21 protein-coding genes are annotated in these 19,083 nt (G+C 46.5%); 12 read left to right on the forward strand and 9 right to left on the reverse strand.

The window, feature by feature from the left end; genetic code table 11:
* Positions 1 to 37: 37 nt before the first annotated feature.
* From grxC to hflX, 3 genes are all read right to left on the reverse strand, one after another.
* Positions 38 to 301 carry a glutaredoxin 3 gene (gene grxC, locus QUA23_RS07205; RefSeq protein WP_333041860.1) on the reverse strand — a complete coding sequence of 88 codons (264 nt, stop codon included), beginning with the start codon at positions 299 to 301 and terminating at the stop codon, positions 38 to 40.
* A 492-nt stretch (positions 302 to 793) separates the two neighbouring features.
* Positions 794 to 1,126, reverse strand: coding sequence for a PEP-CTERM sorting domain-containing protein (locus tag QUA23_RS07210; RefSeq protein ID WP_333073590.1), 333 nt, complete (start codon positions 1,124 to 1,126; stop codon positions 794 to 796).
* Between the two features lie 532 nt (positions 1,127 to 1,658).
* Positions 1,659 to 3,254, reverse strand: coding sequence for a GTPase HflX (gene hflX, locus QUA23_RS07215; protein WP_333073591.1), 1,596 nt, complete (start codon positions 3,252 to 3,254; stop codon positions 1,659 to 1,661).
* A 49-nt stretch (positions 3,255 to 3,303) separates the two neighbouring features.
* Here hflX and QUA23_RS07220 point away from each other — a divergent pair, with 49 nt between their 5' ends.
* The 3 genes from QUA23_RS07220 to QUA23_RS07230 all read left to right on the forward strand — a co-directional run bounded on the left by QUA23_RS07220 (position 3,304) and on the right by QUA23_RS07230 (position 4,621).
* Entirely contained in the window at positions 3,304 to 3,429 is a 126-nt protein-coding gene (locus QUA23_RS07220; RefSeq protein ID WP_263053573.1) for a hypothetical protein, read from the forward strand.
* A gap of 402 nt (positions 3,430 to 3,831) precedes the next feature.
* Positions 3,832 to 4,044, forward strand: a complete 213-nt coding sequence (locus tag QUA23_RS07225; RefSeq protein WP_333041855.1) for a chlorophyll a/b-binding protein — start codon at positions 3,832 to 3,834, stop codon at positions 4,042 to 4,044.
* A 298-nt stretch (positions 4,045 to 4,342) separates the two neighbouring features.
* Positions 4,343 to 4,621 (forward strand): Photosystem I reaction center subunit PsaK, encoded by a 279-nt coding sequence (locus QUA23_RS07230; protein ID WP_333063761.1) that lies wholly within the window; start codon positions 4,343 to 4,345, stop codon positions 4,619 to 4,621.
* 162 nt (positions 4,622 to 4,783) lie between these two features.
* Here the strand turns inward: QUA23_RS07230 and QUA23_RS07235 are convergent, their stop codons facing one another.
* Positions 4,784 to 5,332 carry a DUF1349 domain-containing protein gene (locus QUA23_RS07235; protein WP_333073592.1) on the reverse strand — a complete coding sequence of 183 codons (549 nt, stop codon included), beginning with the start codon at positions 5,330 to 5,332 and terminating at the stop codon, positions 4,784 to 4,786.
* 6 nt (positions 5,333 to 5,338) lie between these two features.
* Positions 5,339 to 6,109, reverse strand: coding sequence for a CPBP family intramembrane glutamic endopeptidase (locus QUA23_RS07240; RefSeq protein ID WP_333073593.1), 771 nt, complete (start codon positions 6,107 to 6,109; stop codon positions 5,339 to 5,341).
* Between the two features lie 46 nt (positions 6,110 to 6,155).
* Between QUA23_RS07240 and QUA23_RS31000 the strand changes: the two genes are divergently transcribed.
* Positions 6,156 to 6,338 (forward strand): GNAT family N-acetyltransferase, encoded by a 183-nt coding sequence (locus QUA23_RS31000; RefSeq protein ID WP_445243475.1) that lies wholly within the window; start codon positions 6,156 to 6,158, stop codon positions 6,336 to 6,338.
* A 131-nt stretch (positions 6,339 to 6,469) separates the two neighbouring features.
* Here the strand turns inward: QUA23_RS31000 and QUA23_RS07245 are convergent, their stop codons facing one another.
* On the reverse strand, positions 6,470 to 6,787 hold the full coding sequence (locus QUA23_RS07245; protein ID WP_333073594.1) for a DUF433 domain-containing protein: 318 nt from the start codon (positions 6,785 to 6,787) through the stop codon (positions 6,470 to 6,472).
* Between the two features lie 126 nt (positions 6,788 to 6,913).
* On the opposite strand from QUA23_RS07245, the gene QUA23_RS07250 reads away from it, so the two are divergent.
* Together QUA23_RS07250 and QUA23_RS07255 are read left to right on the forward strand one after the other, a co-directional pair.
* Positions 6,914 to 7,150 (forward strand): DUF433 domain-containing protein, encoded by a 237-nt coding sequence (locus tag QUA23_RS07250; RefSeq protein WP_333073596.1) that lies wholly within the window; start codon positions 6,914 to 6,916, stop codon positions 7,148 to 7,150.
* A 125-nt stretch (positions 7,151 to 7,275) separates the two neighbouring features.
* Entirely contained in the window at positions 7,276 to 9,327 is a 2,052-nt protein-coding gene (locus QUA23_RS07255; protein WP_333073599.1) for an ATP-binding protein, read from the forward strand.
* Here the strand turns inward: QUA23_RS07255 and QUA23_RS07260 are convergent.
* Positions 9,316 to 9,576 carry a hypothetical protein gene (locus QUA23_RS07260; RefSeq protein ID WP_333073601.1) on the reverse strand — a complete coding sequence of 87 codons (261 nt, stop codon included), beginning with the start codon at positions 9,574 to 9,576 and terminating at the stop codon, positions 9,316 to 9,318. The genes QUA23_RS07255 and QUA23_RS07260 overlap by 12 nt on opposite strands.
* On the opposite strand from QUA23_RS07260, the gene QUA23_RS07265 reads away from it, so the two are divergent.
* From QUA23_RS07265 to QUA23_RS31005, 5 genes are all read left to right on the forward strand, one after another.
* Positions 9,575 to 9,991, forward strand: a complete 417-nt coding sequence (locus tag QUA23_RS07265; RefSeq protein WP_333073602.1) for a hypothetical protein — start codon at positions 9,575 to 9,577, stop codon at positions 9,989 to 9,991. The genes QUA23_RS07260 and QUA23_RS07265 overlap by 2 nt on opposite strands.
* A 15-nt stretch (positions 9,992 to 10,006) precedes the next feature.
* Positions 10,007 to 10,336 carry a DUF433 domain-containing protein gene (locus QUA23_RS07270; protein ID WP_333073603.1) on the forward strand — a complete coding sequence of 110 codons (330 nt, stop codon included), beginning with the start codon at positions 10,007 to 10,009 and terminating at the stop codon, positions 10,334 to 10,336.
* A complete protein-coding gene (locus QUA23_RS07275) occupies positions 10,333 to 10,683 on the forward strand; it encodes a DUF5615 family PIN-like protein (protein WP_333073606.1) in 351 nt (116 codons plus the stop codon). The genes QUA23_RS07270 and QUA23_RS07275 overlap by 4 nt, the downstream gene beginning before the upstream one ends.
* A 79-nt stretch (positions 10,684 to 10,762) precedes the next feature.
* Complete coding sequence (locus tag QUA23_RS07280) at positions 10,763 to 11,386, forward strand: Uma2 family endonuclease (RefSeq protein WP_333073609.1); 624 nt, start codon at positions 10,763 to 10,765, stop codon at positions 11,384 to 11,386.
* Positions 11,387 to 11,438: 52 nt separating this feature from the next.
* A complete protein-coding gene (locus QUA23_RS31005; protein ID WP_445243472.1) occupies positions 11,439 to 11,546 on the forward strand; it encodes a hypothetical protein in 108 nt (35 codons plus the stop codon).
* Positions 11,547 to 11,639: 93 nt separating this feature from the next.
* Here QUA23_RS31005 and QUA23_RS07285 read toward each other — a convergent pair whose 3' ends face one another.
* Both QUA23_RS07285 and QUA23_RS07290 read right to left on the reverse strand, forming a co-directional pair.
* Positions 11,640 to 14,513, reverse strand: a complete 2,874-nt coding sequence (locus QUA23_RS07285) for a zinc-dependent metalloprotease (RefSeq protein WP_445243476.1) — start codon at positions 14,511 to 14,513, stop codon at positions 11,640 to 11,642.
* Positions 14,514 to 14,619: 106 nt separating this feature from the next.
* The gene (locus QUA23_RS07290) at positions 14,620 to 18,138 is read right to left on the reverse strand and encodes a hypothetical protein (RefSeq protein ID WP_333073613.1); all 3,519 of its coding nucleotides are present in this window, start codon (positions 18,136 to 18,138) and stop codon (positions 14,620 to 14,622) included.
* Between the two features lie 630 nt (positions 18,139 to 18,768).
* Here QUA23_RS07290 and QUA23_RS07295 point away from each other — a divergent pair.
* On the forward strand, positions 18,769 to 18,993 hold the full coding sequence (locus QUA23_RS07295) for a hypothetical protein (protein WP_333073614.1): 225 nt from the start codon (positions 18,769 to 18,771) through the stop codon (positions 18,991 to 18,993).
* The last annotated feature ends 90 nt before the right edge of the window (positions 18,994 to 19,083 follow it).

The following is a 19,083-nucleotide window of genomic DNA, read 5'->3' on the forward strand; positions in this document are numbered from 1 at the left end:
AAAATTAGGGCTAACTGAAAATTCGACAGGGAATGCCTCATTTTGCTGCTAGCAGCGGGTCTAGCTGGCCTAGAGCATCGAGTTTGTGAATTTCGTCGCAGCCACCTATGTGTTGGTCGTTAATGAATATTTGTGGCAGGGTGCGGCCTCCGTTGGCTCGATCGCTCATTTGAGCCCGTGCTGCTTCATCTCCGTCGATCGCGTACTCTGTAAAATCAATCCCTTTTCGCTTTAGCAGTGCTTTGGCACGAACGCAAAACGGGCAGGTTCTCCAAGTGTAAATTTCTACTTTAGGGGTCATGGACGCTCAAGCAATAACAATATTTTTTAATTGTAATCTTAACCCTAGTGCGGACTGTTTTTAGTTCCTAGGCTGAAACCGTCGATTTTTCGTTGGTAGCAAACTTGCCTTGGAGCCTTGAAAGCCTTATTATACGGTTGACTCTCAAAAACTATCGGAATGATTGATCTTAACCAATCTTAATTTTTATTTTTATTTTTATTTTTTAATTTTTATTATATACAGCAACCTTATCTTTGTTGGCACCGGAAGTTATTCATTGCTGAAACCCTTGCCGGGAAGTGAAATTGCCTTTTTGCTTCTTCTTTTTACCCTGACTGAAGTCGCTATAGTTATTCTTCCTTCAACATCCGGCTCTATTTGCAGCGCACAAGCTAGGTGTGAAGTTATTTTTTATACAATTTTTTATTGTTTTATATATTAAGTAAACAAATACCCATGCTTAAATAAACGGAGACATTGGGAAGGCAAACAGGTTGGTCCTCAGCCTGCCTAGCGCTGCGGACCAACCTGCTTGTTTCGCTTTCTGCACGAACAGATCATTCCTGCACCTGTCAGTAGGACTGCGATCGCAGTACCCGGTTCAGGAATAGAAGTTGAGTTTCTCGAAGGTGTGGTGTATATTTGGGACAAACTCGGCTGAGTCGCCATTTGTGGCTCGGATGCCGTTGGTGTCGATGCCGGCGTGGGGGCACAGGCACTAGAATAATTTCCCGGACCGCAGACATCTACTGCTGCTGCCGGAGGGGCGGCAGCTAGATAGTAAAACGCTGTTGCCATTGTGGCAGAGAGTCCAATTGCTAGTTTTGCCAGTGGCGTACACATAACTATTTAGTTAAACAGTGGTAAAATCGAAAAATAGAAATAGTCCTAGAGATTAGCGCTGTACGACGGGCAAGGATGTTAGATTTCTTACAATCAATGGATGTATTCTCTGGCGAACGTCTGTAAAAGAACATCTGTAAAAGATAGTATAGCGCTTGAGGTGAGTACCCAAACACTTGAATAATAATATTATTCTCTTTCACCTTCTCTTTCACCTTGACGTTGCGTCTTGACATCGCGTACCGTGGTTTGGCCAGGTGGTGGGGCGAGAGTGAAGCAACATCTTTTTGCAACCTCTTTTTGTAGCCTCTGAACCCATAGCCTTTACAGCCATTAACAAAGAGTCTTTTTACCTTGACCGCGACCTCCGGAAATTAATAATTTAACCGATCGCAAAATAGAGATGCTGTATTGTACTTTGCAAAGCACAATCTGACTACTCTTTTATGATCTCATAGTTCGACTAGATCTGTCCTCAGTATATGTACGTATATTCCCCCATGTCAACTATTCAAAAGGAATATTTAAGTATTTACCGAGGGTAGAGGGCGTATTGAATGAGCTGAGCTAGTCTGTCGCGGAGAGTTTCCATCCCCAGACCTTTGGCAGCAGAAATAAATACTGCTTGAGGAAATTCTTCTCGGGCGAGGGCGAGAGTATCTCCATCTACGGCATCGATTTTGTTGAAAACTACAAGGGCTGGGCCGGGAGTTACGGGCATATCTGTCAAAATATTCATGACCGATCGAATTTGGCTCTGCCACGCGGGATGGGAGAGATCGACGAGATGCAGCAAAGCATCGGCGTCAGTGACTTCTTCAAGGGTAGCCCGGAAAGCGTCGATCAAAGCAGGGGGAAGTTCGCGAATAAAGCCCACTGTATCTGTGAGGACGATCGACAGGGGTTCCCTGGTGACAGTGCCGGGAATGGTCAACCGTCGAGTTGTGGGGTCGAGGGTGGCAAATAACTGGTCGGCGGCGTAGACTTCGGAATTTGTGAGCAAATTAAGCAGAGTCGATTTACCTGCGTTGGTGTAGCCGACGATCGCCACTGAGGGTACATCGTGATGATGGCGGTTCTGTCGCAGGCGGAAGCGGTGCGCCAGCAGTTGATTTACTTCTTGCTGCAATCGAGAAATGCGTTTGGCGATCGTCCGCCGTTCGGTTTCTAGCTTGGTTTCCCCTGGGCCTCTGGTACCGATGCCGCCACCCTGTCTCGACATTGCCTGACCGCGACCTCTGAGCCGGGGCAGGGCGTACTCTAGCTGAGCGAGTTCCACTTGCAATTTACCCTCGCTCGATCGAGCTCTTTGGGCAAAGATGTCGAGAATTACTTCTGTTCGATCGACGACCCGGATACCTATCTGAGTTTCCAAGTTCCGTATTTGTGCGGGGGCTAGGTCGCGATCGAATACCACGAGGTTAGCGCTAATCGTCTGAGCGGTGAGGGAAATTTCCTGAACTTTGCCTTCGCCGACGACTGTTTGCGGATGGGGGCGCGATCGTTTTTGGCGCACTGTTTGCAGCACCTGACCCCCAGCGCTTTCAACCAGCCGCGTGATTTCTGCGAGTCCGTCCTCAAACTCCAACTGAGTCATGTGCTGAGTCATTACACCTACCAACAGCACTTTGTCTTGGTCTGCATCGACCTGCTTAGCGACAAACTCTGCTTGAAACTCTGCTTCGAGTCCTTCCACCAAATCCAGAAAGTCTTGGTCGGCGAGTTCGTCCAAATTCAGGGGTTCTGATATTTTCCAGGGAAAGTGTGGAGTTTGAATTAGTGACTTTGGAATAGAAGGCTCTTCTATTTCATCAGTTGCATCTGGTTCTAACTGAGCGCTCAAAACAGAGAACTCAAAATTTGGCTGATCTCCCTGGGGTATCAGGTGAGCGAGATAAGTTTCTTGGATGTAACCAGTCGCACCGCCGCCGCGACGCTGAAATCCTCCGCCGCTCAGTGTCAGCCAAACCAGGGCATCCAGGCGCTGAATTGCCATTGCTGTGAGGGCTGCTTCGCTTGGGGTTTCTGGCTTCAGGTGGGTGGCGATGCAGCGAATGCCGCTGAGGCGACCTCCCCCGTAGCGGGGCAATTCTAGGGGCGCAATCTGCGTTTGCCGGGGTGAACCCACGCCGACGCGAATGACTTGTCCGCGGCGGTTGATGTAGGTGCAGATTGGTTTGTCTATTTCCGTGCTGATGGCGGCGACGCGCTGGGCGAATTCTGCAGTGGTGATGCGATCGCCCGGTAGTCGCTGGTGGTACAGCTTTTCGAGTTGCTTGAGCTGGCTGGACTTTAAACCTTGAAGATTGCCGTAGATGGTTTCGATAACTGTTTCTCCCGATCGCTCTGTTTATCTCCTATTTTAATTAACTCGCGCGCGATGTGTTCGGCTTTTGAGTTGAAATTTACTAAATTTTCTTGCGTCTAGGATCTCGCTGATTCAGTATTGTCGAGTCACCAGCGCCGTTGTTTGTCGCTACGGGGCGATGGAGCCTTTCACAGCGGCCATATCAACTTGCAGTTGTATTTAGTATCTACAGATACAGGCGATCGCTGAAAAATCTCGCGCAACAAAACTTAACACTTTATTTTTTGTTTCAAAATCCTCCTTTAGGCTTGTGTGTATCTTGAGCCTAGAGACAGATAGCAAAGCAGAAATTAGGCCGCTACCATGAGAAGCGAACATTGTTAAGGAATGTAAAAACATGGAAACTCGTCCTACTAACCTGCCTCCTACGGCTAATGCTTACAACGGAAAAGATCGGAATGCCTTTCTGTTTGGCTTCAACCCACAAGCAGAACTTTGGAACGGTCGCTTAGCGATGATCGGTTTCTTAGCTTATTTGCTTTGGGATGCCGCTGGATATAGCGTTCTCCGTGACATACTTCACTTTCTGCCTACCTACATTGCTCAGTAATGAGTAGCGGTATTTCCTGTCTGGCAGCGTGAGTAAATGCCACCACTGCCAGACAGGCTAAAAGTTACAAATGGCAGCGAGTATGGTTTTGTCCCTTTGTATCTTTCGTTACTTTTGAATGGCATTAAGAGACTTCTTGCTGTAATTCGATGATTAGGGGTGGGGGCGGTGTCCCTGGCGCGGTGAAGATTGACAGCAACAGATATTTATTGCGTAAAGGCGATCGCCCCTGCTGTATTTTTGGCAAGAAATCTCATCGAGCATTTCTGATAATTTATGAAAAATAGGAGCATCAACGATGATTAACTCAAATTTACTTGCAGTAGTAGAATCGACTCTGGCTGACACAGCATCAGGCAATTGGCAAAAACCAATAGTGATGTTTGTTTGCAATATCTTAGCACTGCTAGTTCTCAGCCGCCGAATTTGGTATCCCCACGTCGGGCCGAAAATGCCTTTACCCTTCCCCTCTTTGTTCAACAATGTAAGCGTACCAGCATTTCTGGCTTGCATGAGCGCAGGTCATTTGCTGGGAGTATTCACGATTTTGACCCTCCACATCGACAAGTATTTTTAGGATAAATAGCATCGTTTTTGTGGCAATTTAGTGCTACAAATTGTATTAAGTAGGTTCAAAAGCGCCCAAAAAATGAATGGCAGGGGTAAGTGAAAAGCACTCACCCCTAATTTTATTTTTATGTATGGAGTCGCGCAGAAGTCGGTTTTTTTACCATCCACATTAGATCGGCTTACTATGCTTAAACCCTTCAAATTCGACTGCAAAGCCTTCACCTTGAGGAGCCGCACACATTAACCCAACTTGAACGATTGGTGACTCAGTTAGATATGCCAATCGCATCATTGAATAGTCTGACCCATTCAACGAGTATTGCACTTCCACCGTTTCAGATCGGCGCTTTACCCGCAGCCACAGGGAAACAGGTGGCACTTCAAGTGGAATAACAGACCAATCGGAATAGTGTCGTGTCACAACCGCACTCACGTTTTGCACTCCCTCAACAAACTCAATGCCGCACTTGAGCCAGATATTTTCGCTTTCTCGAATCATCAATCCTGCTTGATCGTAGAGCGATTGATAGCAACCAGTAATTTTGACTTCGGCTGTAAAGTCGCCTGAAACTTGACGGTAGTAAAAGTTGCCGTTATCGCGAATGAATCCGTAATGAGTTTGCCGCCAAAAGTCAGTCTTTGCCCCGGCGGTAATATGGATAACATCGTTATCCTCATGCCATTGTAAAGGTTCGTTGTACCATTGCATTGTTTGCATATCCTGCTAACTTCCTCCAATTCCATGCAGTACCAAATCTGCAAAAAAATGAGATAACATAGCGTATTCTAAGCCCCAACGCCAGTAAAGAAAACCAAAGGGAATCGCTAAGAGGGCATTGAGTGTAATTGTGCGAAGAATGACGATCGGGGTTAATGCCCAGACATTTGCCGCCGCAGGCAAATGACCCACACCAAACAGAATCGCCGCCGCCACGATCGCCAGCCAAAAAATAAATGTAGAGGGTTGCGGTTTGTCTCGCTCAAAAATTTTCCAAAGTAGCCACGCAATCAATGTCATACCGAACAGTCGCAGCAAGAGTTCTTCGGTGATGCCTCCGTAGAAGGAAGCTAATATGCGTTTCCAGAGGTCAATTTCGAGCGTTGTTGGAGTTACCGTGGGCGCCATCCAAGGTTGGAAAGCTAAACTCAATCCTATCAGGACGATTCCACCGATGCAGCCTACAATTAGCGCCGTGTTAAGAGCAGATTGAGATATTGGCCCGAAAGGCTGTCGATATACCAGCGCACGAATGAGGGGGGTATCGAGTCCGATCGACTTACCGAGGCGGAGTCCAATCCAACAAAAGAGAATTAGAAAAATTCCGGTTTGCAGGGCGGAGGCGATCGCCAAAACAGGTAGTGGTGCAGGCAATTGACTTAGTGCGGGATTCAGAGACAGCGCATAAGGGAACACCGCCAAGCTTCCCAAACTACCCAGAAACGCCCAGAACAATGCCAATCGGAAGTAATGATTTTTTGCAGTGTTAGCAGACATAATTTTTGAGAAAAAAAACGAATCAATTACACTAAATCAGTGTTGAATATTTGAAACATTAAAGCTCGATCGCATTTATGCAACTTGTCTCAGGCGGAATATAGCCTCGGCTAAGGTGCTACAAAAGCTGGGAATGACGCAGGAAGGTAGCCAAAAACAGCGTATTTTTCACCGAGGGCAGTTTGAAGAGAGCGAACTTTACGGTTTACTCAAGAAGCACAGATGTTGAGTTTTGTTATAAAACTTTACTTCATTGCCGATATTGCTCCTACACCCGCTAAATTTAGCCGGTAAAAATCAGTTTCTCTTTCCCAGTTTGAAGATAGTGCTTATCTAGAAAATTTTTCTGTGGGCGATGTATTATTTATTTCTTAGCATTTCATATTTACCAAAGTTGCTGTGCCAAGCTTCAAGACGCTTAACTTCTGCTGCTTGATGGAGCAAATAAGTTTCAAGTTCTTGGGTGTTGGCATGATAGTAGGTGAGTGCGGCGTAAACTGCGGCGAGGGTGAGATGTCGGATGCGATCGCAAATCTCTTCAGCAGTCAATCCTCGCTTGTACCAGGTTACGATCTGGCGAACGGTAACGCCTTTACCGACGATGTGAGGACATCCACCATGCTGTCCGGGAGTGCGTGTAATGAGCGTACCAATGTCAATAGATACTGCTGCAGTCATAAACTATCGAAGTTTGAATGGACTGATCTCTATTACAGCATAGCGATCGCAGAATTATATCGCGGTGTGAGCGTGGGGCGATAAATGAGGTAAGCTAGAGACAAAGGTTTCAAACAATTGTAACCAATGCCAGCATCCGTTGCCGATCTGTTTGACAGAATTACTGTGAACCCAAGACAATGTGGCGGTCGTCCCTGCATCCGGGGAATGCGGATTCGAGTCATCGATATCCTAGAGTTGTTAGCTGCGGGTTTGAGTTTTGAACAAATTCTCGAAGAATTGCCAGACTTGGAACTTGACGATCTCAAAGCTGCGCTTCTGTATGCAGTTCGCAAACTCGATCGTCCCGTTTTAGCCGCATGACAATTCTAACGATCGTCTCAAGGAAATTCTGACAGCAAAATTACCCAATGCGATCGAGCTTTTACGTTCTGGGGAAAGTGTTGTTGAGATTACAGGTTAAGTTATAAAAGTGAGGATTTAATGCCATGAGCGAACAAGAACCTGGAATGCACGTAAGTGTATACAAGAAAAAAGCAAACTTCCAAAATGAAGAATGGAAGCTACTGGAAAAACTAGCTAAGGAATGGTATGTCACTAATGCAGGTGAAGTGAATATAGCACAAAGTCACTATAAATATGCTCTAATCAAGGCGACTGTACTTTACAGAGAACTGTTTGGCTTTGAAAGAGAACTGATAGTTGTTTTTAGTGACTATAAAAATTTTCAAGCTAGATCGATTGATGCTATCGATACAATATATGACTTGGTTCTCGCCAAGTATCAATCTTTGAGAATAGAGAGGATATGCAGTGTTTTAATAAGTAAAGATATAGAAATTGAGAAAAAAATAAGAAAAATCATTAAAGAATCCACAGAGTCTCAAGTTATCGTACCAATCTTTTATGATGAATTCTTGACAAATCAAGATTCCCACTTTTTAAGAAATAAGTTCAAATCTAGTTTCTACGATCGAGATCTTTTTGATATTAGTTCACCTCTGAGAAAGGATTTATATTTCTTCGGTAGAACTGACTTAATTAACAAGTTGGGAAATAGACATTTTTCTAATGAAAACTCAGGTGTGTTTGGACTAAGACGGTCAGGCAAAACATCACTCATATATGCTGTTGAACGACAGATGCAACGTGTTGCTTCTCCATCTATTTACATTCCTTGTGATGATACCAGTTTTCAACAGCGCAGATGGAATGAATGCCTCTACTATGTTCTGGAACAGCTTGTTGACAAGTATCAAACTAAAAAAAATAAGCTAAAAGGGATTCTAAGTCCCATAGAATCCTATTCTGAAAAAGATGCACAGGCAACTTTTAAGAAAAACTTGCTAGATATATATAAAAAGCTGGGTGAAAAGCCTATACTCTTGATTTTTGATGAAATCGAAAGGATTACATTCAATACAGCCGTTTTAGAACATTGGAAAAAAGGTCTTGATTTCATATTGTTCTGGCAAAGTCTTAAATCTACGTTTAATGCTTTAAATCTAGTTTTTTCATACATGATAGTTGGCACTAATCCAACTTGTATCGAAGCACCAAAAATACAAGAATACGATAATCCTATTTTTCAATCAGTTTCAGTTGATTATCTAGAACGATTTGATGTTGGCCAAACACGCGACATGGTTGAACAGTTGGGAAATTTTCTAGGTGTGACTTTTGACGACGTTATCTATGGCAAGCTTGTTGAAGATTTTGGTGGGCATCCTTTTCTTATACGCCAAGTTTGTAGCTTAATGTATCAAGCAAACAAAACAGAAATTCCTATCAGAGTTGAGAGACCAATGTACCAAAGGGCTAAAGATGATTTTGCTCAGGATAAAGGTATACAATATATGAGTATGATCCTAGCAGTTCTTACGGAATTCTATAAAGATGAGTACACTATGCTCACATATTTGGCGTTAGGTGATGTTGATTTCTTCAACACTTTGGCAAAAGATTCTCCAGAATATGTAGCTCACTTAGTAGGGTATGGTATTATTTCACGTAATCAGGATGGAACTGGATATGATTTCAGAATGGATGCTATTCAACAACACTTAGAAAGCCGAAATCGCTATAAAAAACTAAGTCTTACGCTGGATGAGAAGCGTCAAGAAATATCCCAAAGAAGAAATGACTTAGAACTTAAGTTGAGAGATATTATTCGTCAAAAAATATTAGGACACTACAACAAGGTAAAAGATGCAAAAACTACAGTTTGGAAATACCTGAAGCAGGACTCAAAAAACAAAAAGATAGATATGGAAAAATTAAAGTATAGCGAATTATTTAATCCTTCAAAAGTTAATATTTTTTTCATATTTTTAAAAGACATTGTGGAACATGAGTGGGATATTTTTGAAGAGATATTTAAGGAAAAGGATGCATTTAAAGATCATATGCAAGCAGTCAATAAATATCGAAAGGTTGATGCTCATGCTGGAAGTGTTACTGAAGGCGAGTTCACGGATTTTAGAACAAACATAGAATGGCTTGAAACCTGTCTTATTGAATGGGAAAAGTTAGCAGGTTAAACTTAACTCATCCGCCTTTCTAATAATCTGAACAATCGCCCTCTTTCCGTATCCTAACAAAATTGAATATCCGATCGCAGCGGTGATCGCCATTTCGATCGCCAATTTTCTCGACACAGAAGCATTAGGTTTCGTAGATTGCAAACCAGGACGCGGGCAGTAAAATCGAGAAGTCCCAGGCGATGAAGTTCGAGATAAGGTGAAAGCCCGATCGCTAAAATAAATAGATGTTGCTGCCAAGATAACCATGACCACCATCACCCTCAACCTCTCTCCCGAACTCGAACACCAGATCCGCACTGAAGCATCTCGACAGGGCGTTGAACCCGATCGCTACATCCTCAACACCCTGCAAGAACGCCTCCAGCCTAGACTTCCAACCACCCAACCTACTGAAGCCGACTTGCTGCAACAAATTAACATCGGCTTGAGTGCACAAGCCTGGGAAGAATACCATGCCCTCATCGCCAAGCGTCATGCCGAAACCCTGACTCCCGAAGAACACAAGCAACTGATCCAAATGAGCGATCGCCTTGAACAACTCAACGTTATCCGCATTCAAGCCTTAATTCAACTCGCAACCTTTCGCAACCAACCTCTGACAGACCTCATGCAGACCCTTGGCTGCCTGCGGGTTCTTCCGTCTACGATCAGAAGTAGTTAGAGTCTAAAAAAATTTATGCCAGTTGTAGCAGTTAAAACTTACATAGAATATCGGAATGATGCCTATTGGGTTGAAGGAACTCGGATTTCTCTTGACTCGATCGCCTATGCTTTCCAACAAGGATTATCGCCCGAAACTATTGTTCAGTCTTTCCCACTACTGACACTGGAACAGGTTTATGGCGCGATCGCCTTTTATCTAGGGAACCGCGCTGAAATCGACGCTTACCTAGCCGCCGAAGAAGCTGCATTTGATGCCATGCCTCAACCTCTACAAACCAGCGATCCAGCTTTGTACAACAAACTGATGGCAGCTAAGGCAGCAAGACAGCAGGTGCGATCGTGAATGTGCGCTATCAAGCTGATGCTGACTTAAATCAGGCGATCGTCACAGGATTACTGCGACGAGAATCTACAATCGACTTTCAAACTGCTTTTGCTGCTGGGTTAGAAGGCGTTAAAGATTCCGACGTGCTGGCAATTGCAGCACAGCAAAGACGTGTTCTCGTCAGCCACGATCGCAAAACAATGCCATCGGAATTTGCTGAGTTCATTACTACTAATCAGAGTGCCGGAGTCATTATTGTTTCGCGAAAAATACCGATGGAAGTTGTCATCGAAGAACTACTCTTGATTTGGGCAGCATCTAGTGCAGAGGAATGGGTCGATCGTATTGCTAAGCTACCCCTTTGATGCACACTAAAATGGATATCGAAAGCGTTAAGCTAGAAATAGACAACAGAGAGCCAACCTACGCAAAAGGTTAATATCAATGGTTGCGATCGCCCAAAAAACCCTTTCCTTCGAGGAATTTATCAACTGGGATGACGACTCCGGTAGATCATTCGAGCTAGTCAATGGAGTTGCCATGCCCTTGAGTGAACCCACAGCCAAACATGAGGATGTCGTCGATGGATTATGTCGTCTCTTGGTAGATCATTGCCAATCCTTGAACCTTCCCTACGTTCCTCGACAAAGTAAACAAGTCAGATTGAAGGCTGGCCCGGGCGAAAGTGAATCGAGTCGTAAAGCGGACATTGTGGTATTTGCCAAGGAAGAATGGGTCAGAATGCGTCAAAGTTCTGCCTCTGCTGCTGCCTATATTCCACCTCCGTTGGCGATCGAAGTTGTCAGTACGAATTGGCGCGATGATTACCGCATCAAATTGAATGAGTATGAAACTTTAGGAATCCTGGAGTATTGGATTGTTGATTATGCAGGGTTGGGAGGCGTTCAGTATATTGGTTCTCCAAAACAGCCTACGGTGACTATCAACCGCTTAATCGATGGTGAATATCAGGCACAGCGATATCAAGGAGAAGCCATTATTGTTTCTCCAACGTTTCCTCAGTTGGTATTAACCACCGCTCAAATCGTTGCGATGACACAAGTTTAGTGTTTGCAAATTATTAGACTTACAATCGTTAGTTGACGAACTGTACGAGCAATTGGCATACAATTATTTCATCGATTACGATAGCAATCCACCATCCCCTTGGTTAAAGTCAGAGATAACGGAGGTTTTGTCAATTGATGGGCGATCGCTATTATTTTAACTTGACTGAGATTCTCAGAAACCGGGTTTTTGACCAAATCTGCGGGCGGCAACGAAATATCTTCCTCAAAAACCCGGTTTCTGAACCCCCAAATTAATTCGACTGAATCTGCGAATTCAAAACCTTAGAAATACGATCGCGCGTTTCCTCCAAATGAGCCCGCGTATAAGCATCCGCATTCCGATCCAAATTCCGAATACTCTTGCTCAAACCCTCCCGTAACTGCCGCAACTCGTACCAAGCCAAACTCCGCGCATCCTCTGGAACACTGGTTTTTCGCAACACCATTCCGATCAAAATCGCCAAATGTTCCCGCTGCAAAGAACGCCGAAAAGTGGAAATTTGCATCTTCTTTTCCGGCTGCAAAACTTCTTGCCAGATATCCTTTTGCACAGTATCCAACACTTCCGGCAACCTCAAAGCAGTTTCCGGTGCTGATTTCAACTCGGCATCCCGCAGCCTCGCCAAGCGCATCGGAGATAGCAAAACTCGCAACACAAACCTCTGCAAAAAAGTAATTCGATCGCCGATCGGGTAATCTAGAGGAAACACCAAAGCCGGACTCCCCCAGTGTTCCCAGCGCGAAGGCGCCAATTTGTTGAGCAATTCCGGCGCAAAACTAAACGCATCCGGCGCAAAAACGTACTTCTCTAATGTTGCTAAAGCTTCACGCTGCTGAGAAAGTTCGATCGGCACAAACGGCAACTTCGCATTAGTATCTCCAGGGCGAATCCGATTAAACGACTGCCCGCCGACGTACAAAGTAGCATTCATCACCTGGTTGAGATAATACCCGAACACCGAATCAAACATCACCCGCAGTTCGTTATAACCGTCTTCCCCAACCGGAATTCGCTTTTCTAAACGCTTCCACATCGCCCTAGCATTATCCAATTGCCATTGCGAATACCTCAGCATATTAGCGCTGAGATCGAAAGTATTCGCAGCGGGATCGAGAATATCAACCGAATCCTCATCCGGCGCGTAAGCTAATTGCTGTTGGGCAGCGCGGCTGGCAATTTGTTGCAGCGCTGGTAAGTCGCTGTTGGGGTTTACGCCGCCAATCACTTTGTAACCGTACTCGATCGCCCAATCGTCATAAGGCCCTACAATCGTTGGAAAATAGTCGCCCTGCACAGTTCCCTGCGGTGCCAAATTAATCGGCACATAATCCATCACCGACGCCACCATACCTTGCGTGCGAGTTACCTGAGTATTGTTCAAATCCTCCGGTTGCAGCATCGTACTCCCGTGAAAATTGTGCCTCAAACCGAGAGTATGACCGACTTCGTGGGCCGTCAAAAATCGGATATATTCATTCACATAATTGTCAATAGTCCCACTGCTAGGCGCTGCATTTTCCAACAGATCCATCGACATTGCCCCCATCGCAAACTGGCGGCTCGATTCCAACCCAAAACACATATCCGAACTCGACATCAACCGCGATAACGGCGAGCGTTTTTGCTCTTGGTATTTTTCTACCAAAGTCGGCAAATCATCAGCAATTCCACCTTGAGCATTTTCCCCGCTGCTTTTTCCTAAATCCCCATTTTCTAGCACCTTCAAATAGCGAGAATACATCCCGAACTGACAGGGATTAGTATTAGAACCGTTTCGCCCTTGAAAACTCTTAGATAGCGATCTATTTTGTTCCACCAAAGACCGATAACCCTGTTTTATTTCCCGGACAACATTAGCATCCAACAGAATGTCAGCATCCAAAATTTCCCCCGTCAGCGGGTTAGTGCGAGACGGTCCGATGCCAGCAAACTGAGCCTCCAAAGAACTCGACCAGCGAATAGTATTGTAGCGAACATCAGCCGGGTCCCATTTAGCATTGTCCGGCATTTGTTTGACCTGAATTGCCTCAGTAAAACCTGCCTTTTCAAAAGCTTTGTTCCACTCCAAAACTCCCTCGCGAATTGCATTTCGGTATTCCACAGGCACATTATTTTCAATCCAAAAGACGATCGGCTGTACCGGAGGCGACATCGGCGCCGTCGGGATTTGCTTTTGCAAATGCCAGCGATTGATATAGCGCACAAAAGGCTCCCGGCTGCTCTTGTCAGAAAAGTCCTTATATGCTGTAAGAAAATAGCCCACTCGCTCGTCCGCCAGTCTGGGGCGGTAGCCGTTATTTAGCGGCACTTCCGAGAAACTGTAGTGAATGCGGAGGTTAAAAGCCCGACTGTCAGGAACCGAAGGTAAATAGTTAACGGCACTGTCGTTATCGCTAGAAAAACCATAGACAGAAGCAATTTCCACATTCAGCGGAAACGCTTTAACATCTTTAAAAGAAGACTTGTCTGCATCGATCGAGTAAGAAGAACCCAAAAGCATCGGCAAAATTGCTTTTACCCCTGGTAAATCGCGTTTTTCGCTCATCAGCAACTCTCCTAAATCTATTAGCAGAGTTTGTCTTTGCGGATGAATGCTTTTGAGAGGCAAAGAATAGAGAATCGAGTCGCTAAATCCCCGTTCTACCGAACCTGCTTGCGGGTCGCCCGGACTTGTGCGAAAATTTATATTTGGGATCACAAACTGCACGTTATTTTGAACGCGCCGCAGTTGAAACAAGAAATCGCCGATCGGCATTCCGCTCAAAATGCCCGATTCCCCCAAACCCGATGCCAATGTCACAAAGCACAGGAACTTTTTGTTTAGTTGTTCCGGTTTAATTTCCAGATATACTTTATCAGTTGCTTGATTGCGGTAAAGGGTAAATAATCCCTCTAACTTTTGTGCGTCTTTTACCACCTGTTCAAAGGGGGCCAGAGTTGGCTGTTCGCTACTTTGTTCGTTGCTGGGCGGCCCTGATGATAAAGCTAATGGTAAAAAGAAACCTTTATACAAACTGAAGCAGAAAAATGCTAAAGATAATATAAAAAATATCAAAGGCAGATTTTTTCTGGTACTTTTTATCTGTAGATTTTTGGTGTTTTCAGGAAATATCAATCTTTTCATTTTCAGTATCCAGTGGCCGGAAAGAATAGTTTTGAGAGAGTCGCGCAGCACTCGCCACGCTGGGTTCATTTAACTTCTAAAATAACTCACAACTCAAAAGTCAAAACTATTGTTTCGCCGGCCAGGGAATCATGGGATCTTGAGCCAACCGCTTAGAAACTGCAACAGCACCGTAACGGTTGAGGTGGCTGGGGTCGGAAAAAGATTCCCGCGCTTGCGGCCACAATAAACTCTTATCTAGGAAAATTAGTCCGCTTTGGGCTGCTAATTCTTGCATATATTGCCGGAATTCTTGTTCGTAACCTGTCCGCACCGGATCTAAATAATCTTCAGTCAGAGGCATATTCACAAACACGAGATTGATGTTGCGAACCTTGGTAAATTCGATCAGATTTTTCAGTGCTAGAGCTTGTTCGCCTATCAATTTAAAATTTTGATAGTCGGAGTCGTAATAACCAGATACTTTCGGGTGCTTCTGAAAGTAAGTTTCGGGATTGAAGCGTATATCGATCGGCAAAAAGCCATTTGGTTGAAACTCGCTGACGGGTTTACTCGCACCGGTTGGCTGGGCATTTTCCGTTGTTTGTTCGCCCAGGGCTGCGGTTTGGGGGCTGTCGGTTGCAACAGGGGCTGATGGATTAACGATCGATCGCAAAAACCCTTTAAGTCGATCGCGCTTTTTGTAAGTTGCAGAACCCTCCACCAACTTTTGACTCACCAATTGCTGAACATTAGCTTGAGCTTGTCCCAAATTGTTTACCAATTCAGTCGCAGTCGCCACCGGATTGTTGGCGCTTTCGTTCGATGTTTCGGATTCTAATTGATTGGTTCGGATCAGAAAACTACCCCGGCTCAATTGCCTGTAACCTTCCGAAGAAGCGATCGCACTAAAAGTCAAATCCGGCCGCCCGCTGTTGAGAGCCCTCGCTCCGTCCGCCAACACCAGCAATTTCGGCAGTTGTTGTGGTGGCAAAATCCGACGGATGATCGAATCTACAACCTGGAGAGTAGCTCCATTTACCCCAAAATTGTAAGCCCTCAGCCCCGGGTAGCCCGAAGCTGCCAAAGCGGTTTCCAAAACCGCCGGGTCGATGCCCCGCAGCGCCCTCGAACTACCGACAATTAAAATATCCGGCGGTTTTTTGTGCAGGTGGATGTACTCTTGATAGCGCGCTATCTGATCGTCAAGCTGCTCGCTCCTCAAAGTTGGGAACACCGGAGGAGCAGAAACATCAGCTACAGGAACGCTAGTATTTCCCGGTTTCGTAAACCCAGAGCCATTAAAAACGTCTTGCTGGTTCGCTTCCGGCGACGGCTGCAAGGGAATTTGAGGCAAGTTCACCTCCCCAGAAGGGGGAACGGGGTTCGCGGTTTCGTTCGGAAGTCGGGCTGTAACGTCGTCCACAGGCTTGGGAGAGGGATTTTGACAATTTGGGCCCTTACAAACTTCTGAGGCGCTAGGAGCTTGACTGACCGTCGCAGATTGCAGAAATAGACCGAGCAGCCAATCGGTATTGAAAGCCAGAAGACAGCCGGCGATCGCCCAAATCAAAGCCATTCCCGCCGCGCGATCGGCTCTCACGCCCCCCGGCGCAGCAGCATTCGTTGATAAACCATCGTTGGGAACAAACAAACCCGAAGCGACAAGCGGTTGCACCGCAGCTTGAACTAACTGCTCGCCCAGATTGTATCCGGGGAGTCTGATTTTGAAACGCGGCCGCCAGGAGTTGGGCGTGGGAGCATCGAACACCAAATTGTCGCCCAAACCCGAAAAACTCCCATCCTCCGCCGCCGCAAAGTCGGGTACCGGTTCCTTTTCCAAGACAGCCACTTGCGAGGGAATCGGTGCCGGTGCCGTCCTTGATTCCTCGTCAACGGCCGTTCTGAGGTCTATTGCGTAGCGCCACAGGGGCAGTTTCTGGCCGGCGCGGCGTCCGTAGACTCGCACCCCTGCCACTCCCGGAATTTGTAAGTGCCGCAAAAATTTCGCCACCGGCGGGCCTACCTTCGACTGAGAAGGGCAAGTCAGAGCTTCTGTCATAACGTGCAGCACGTTGGCTTTTTGCAGCACGACAGCCCGAATCCCTCCTGTTTCCAGCTTGCGTCTGAGATTGGGGTTAAGCAACCTGTTCAATAAAAAAGTCAGAGCCAATTGGTCGCCCTCGATCGCCAGCGTCCTAGCGTTCGCAGCCAAGTCGGGGTGGTGGGCAGCAGGCAAGTCCACCCAGTCTATCCACACGGGGGACTCCGGCGCTGCCTGAGAGTCCTTGGCTGGTTCTACGCCGTAGATAGTAGCTGCGCGGATGCCTTGGGGTGCGAAGGATGCTAACAAAGGGGCGATCGCGTCGGTGGTTTGCTGCTTGTCCGGGTATTCTTGCCGTTTAGGCTTTTGTCCTTTTTTGGCAGTTTTGCTGCAAAACAGGTGGAGGGTTGCTTCTTTGAGGGTGGCCCGCACTTCAACTCTCGATGCTGCCAAGTGTTGATTGAGCAGTTTGGCGATCGACTGTACGTCTCCCCACCTGGCCCATTCCTTGAGAATTTTGTCCGGCGAAGTCAAATCCACCCGCAGCAGCCAATCCGGCTTTGCTTCGCCGCTGACTTGGCTGGCGATCGCGGCTTCGCGGAAATCCTCTAGTTGCAGTTTCCGTAGCCTGCCGGCGATGGGTTCGGCCAGCAATGAGGGGTCGGGGCTGTAAGCTGACTCGCACAGCACCAGCAACCGCCGTTCTTTGGGCTTGATATTTTCCTGCCCGTTCAGCGGCAGAGTTTCCCGGCTACTTTTGAGTTCTTTTTCGCGAATGCTGACTTTCACCGAAACTCCCATCGGCCCGAGGATTTCGCTGAGATAGCTGGCGATCGCATCTGGATAGCCCCGGCGCGCCAACGTTTCCGGCGAAACCGTCAATGTTCCATCGCGATCGCCCTCGCCTGAGTCAGCTTGGGGGGATTGAATCAAAGCCACCGCGCCACGGTTCGCTTTCGGCTGCGGGGGAACGGCGGAACCGACAACTTCCCGCGTCGCAGCAGCCGAAGTGTCGATCGTCACGGGGGAAGTTTCAAAAACTTCTGGGTATTGAATGCGGGAGGCGATGGGCAGACTTTCGGCGTCAAAATCCAGTTCTTCCCGTACTTGTGGCGGGGGGGGCGCTGTTTCTACCGGTTTTGGTGTCTGTTTGAGTTTCTGGTTGTCATTCTTAAATTTGCCGAAAAATCCGCCTTTTTTACGGCTTTCTGGCGTTTCGTCGGGGGAACTCGCTGGCGGCGGCACTTCGGCAACTTTTGGTTCTGGTTGCTGTGGCTGTGGCTGTCGCTTGGGACTGCTACAATCGAGCCGGACTGTCCAGTCATTTTGTCGGGAACCGATTTTGCGGCCGCACAGAAACAACTGGTAAATTTTAGGTCGATCGGGTAGCAGTCGTGTTAAATCAGTGTGTTCGAGGGCGTTGGTAAATCTCGCCGTCACCAATTCTTGAGACGGACACTGCGCTGCTTCGCACAAAATGTGCAGGTGATTTCCCCGCAAACGCGCTTGTACTTGAACTTCGGGAAGCCCTAAAGCTTCTTGCGCCCACTGCGAGGCGCTCGATCGATTGTCTGCCAATATGCTCCCGTTCGCATTCAACATGAAACTCTAAATTTTGCCAAAGCTGGTTTTGTTTTCTAGAAATAGCACAGTTACAGATTTTACAGACAATTATTTGATTTGCCGAGCCTAACCGTTTTGTCTGGTTTAAGCCATGCTGGACTTAGTGTCTTGCCTTGTATTCCCTCGGCTTCGCTCCGTTGGGGAATATTTTTTTGATAATACCTCGACATTTTGGCACAGATAGGTCCAAATTAAGCCAAGCAACAAGTTATTCGTCATTAGTCATATCGTTTCCGTTTGCATCCGAATAATAATTAGATCTCTCTCATAATTTTTGGGGAACAGGCAGGATGCCTGTTCAAGACTGGCTTTTCTGCAAATGTCTATGATTTTCCGACTGTAGTGCTGTGGTTTCGTTGGGCTACGCGGAGAGAGTCGCACGATGATCGATCGCATTCGGGGAGTATCCCGATTTTATACAAAACGTTTTTTCCGAGTGCGATCTTAAGATGTCGCGAGAAAATATTTATAGACTTGGCTGCGCGGAGACGATCGCTTGCAGGATATCGGATGTCACATGATTTGATCTCAGAAGTCGTCAGAAAGCAGCGGTCAAGATGATTATTTGCCTTGTAAACTGAGGATTACGGATTGACACAGGAGAAATTTATGTCGTCGGAAAACCAAGACTTGCTCAACAATAAAACACCTAACAGCCCAAAGTTGCCAGTGCCCTCAGATATTTTGTTGAGCTTGGTCGCTTTACCTATGCTGGGCGGATTAGTGGCGGCTAAAGCTGCTGCTGAGTTTGTTGCGTCGATCGGCGTTGAAAGCGAAGAAGTCTTTCGGGGTTCGCGCCTTCCCGTACTCAACTTTCCTCAATCACAGGATTAGAAAGCCCAAGGAATGATGCTGCAGCAGCTAGAAGTTAAATTTTTTGACTCCGCCCAAAAACGGATACTAGCCCCCGACTCCGGTCGGGGA

The organism is Microcoleus sp. Pol1C5 (genome assembly GCF_036701115.1).
Classification (GTDB): domain Bacteria; phylum Cyanobacteriota; class Cyanobacteriia; order Cyanobacteriales; family Microcoleaceae; genus Microcoleus.

Bases quoted from the DNA above. Each gene is read 5' to 3' on its own strand.
- grxC (WP_333041860.1), bottom strand. From the start codon at position 301: ATGACCCCTAAAGTAGAAATTTACACTTGGAGAACCTGCCCGTTTTGC.
- QUA23_RS07210 (WP_333073590.1), bottom strand. From the start codon at position 1,126: ATGTGTACGCCACTGGCAAAACTAGCAATTGGACTCTCTGCCACAATG.
- QUA23_RS07225 (WP_333041855.1), top strand. From the start codon at position 3,832: ATGGAAACTCGTCCTACTAACCTGCCTCCTACGGCTAATGCTTACAAC.
- QUA23_RS07230 (WP_333063761.1), top strand. From the start codon at position 4,343: ATGATTAACTCAAATTTACTTGCAGTAGTAGAATCGACTCTGGCTGAC.
- QUA23_RS07235 (WP_333073592.1), bottom strand. From the start codon at position 5,332: ATGCAAACAATGCAATGGTACAACGAACCTTTACAATGGCATGAGGAT.
- QUA23_RS07240 (WP_333073593.1), bottom strand. From the start codon at position 6,109: ATGTCTGCTAACACTGCAAAAAATCATTACTTCCGATTGGCATTGTTC.
- QUA23_RS07245 (WP_333073594.1), bottom strand. From the start codon at position 6,787: ATGACTGCAGCAGTATCTATTGACATTGGTACGCTCATTACACGCACT.
- QUA23_RS07250 (WP_333073596.1), top strand. From the start codon at position 6,914: ATGCCAGCATCCGTTGCCGATCTGTTTGACAGAATTACTGTGAACCCA.
- QUA23_RS07255 (WP_333073599.1), top strand. From the start codon at position 7,276: ATGAGCGAACAAGAACCTGGAATGCACGTAAGTGTATACAAGAAAAAA.
- QUA23_RS07265 (WP_333073602.1), top strand. From the start codon at position 9,575: ATGACCACCATCACCCTCAACCTCTCTCCCGAACTCGAACACCAGATC.
- QUA23_RS07260 (WP_333073601.1), bottom strand. From the start codon at position 9,576: ATGGTTATCTTGGCAGCAACATCTATTTATTTTAGCGATCGGGCTTTC.
- QUA23_RS07270 (WP_333073603.1), top strand. From the start codon at position 10,007: ATGCCAGTTGTAGCAGTTAAAACTTACATAGAATATCGGAATGATGCC.
- QUA23_RS07280 (WP_333073609.1), top strand. From the start codon at position 10,763: ATGGTTGCGATCGCCCAAAAAACCCTTTCCTTCGAGGAATTTATCAAC.
- QUA23_RS07285 (WP_445243476.1), bottom strand. From the start codon at position 14,513: ATGAAAAGATTGATATTTCCTGAAAACACCAAAAATCTACAGATAAAA.
- QUA23_RS07290 (WP_333073613.1), bottom strand. From the start codon at position 18,138: ATGTTGAATGCGAACGGGAGCATATTGGCAGACAATCGATCGAGCGCC.
- QUA23_RS07295 (WP_333073614.1), top strand. From the start codon at position 18,769: ATGTCGTCGGAAAACCAAGACTTGCTCAACAATAAAACACCTAACAGC.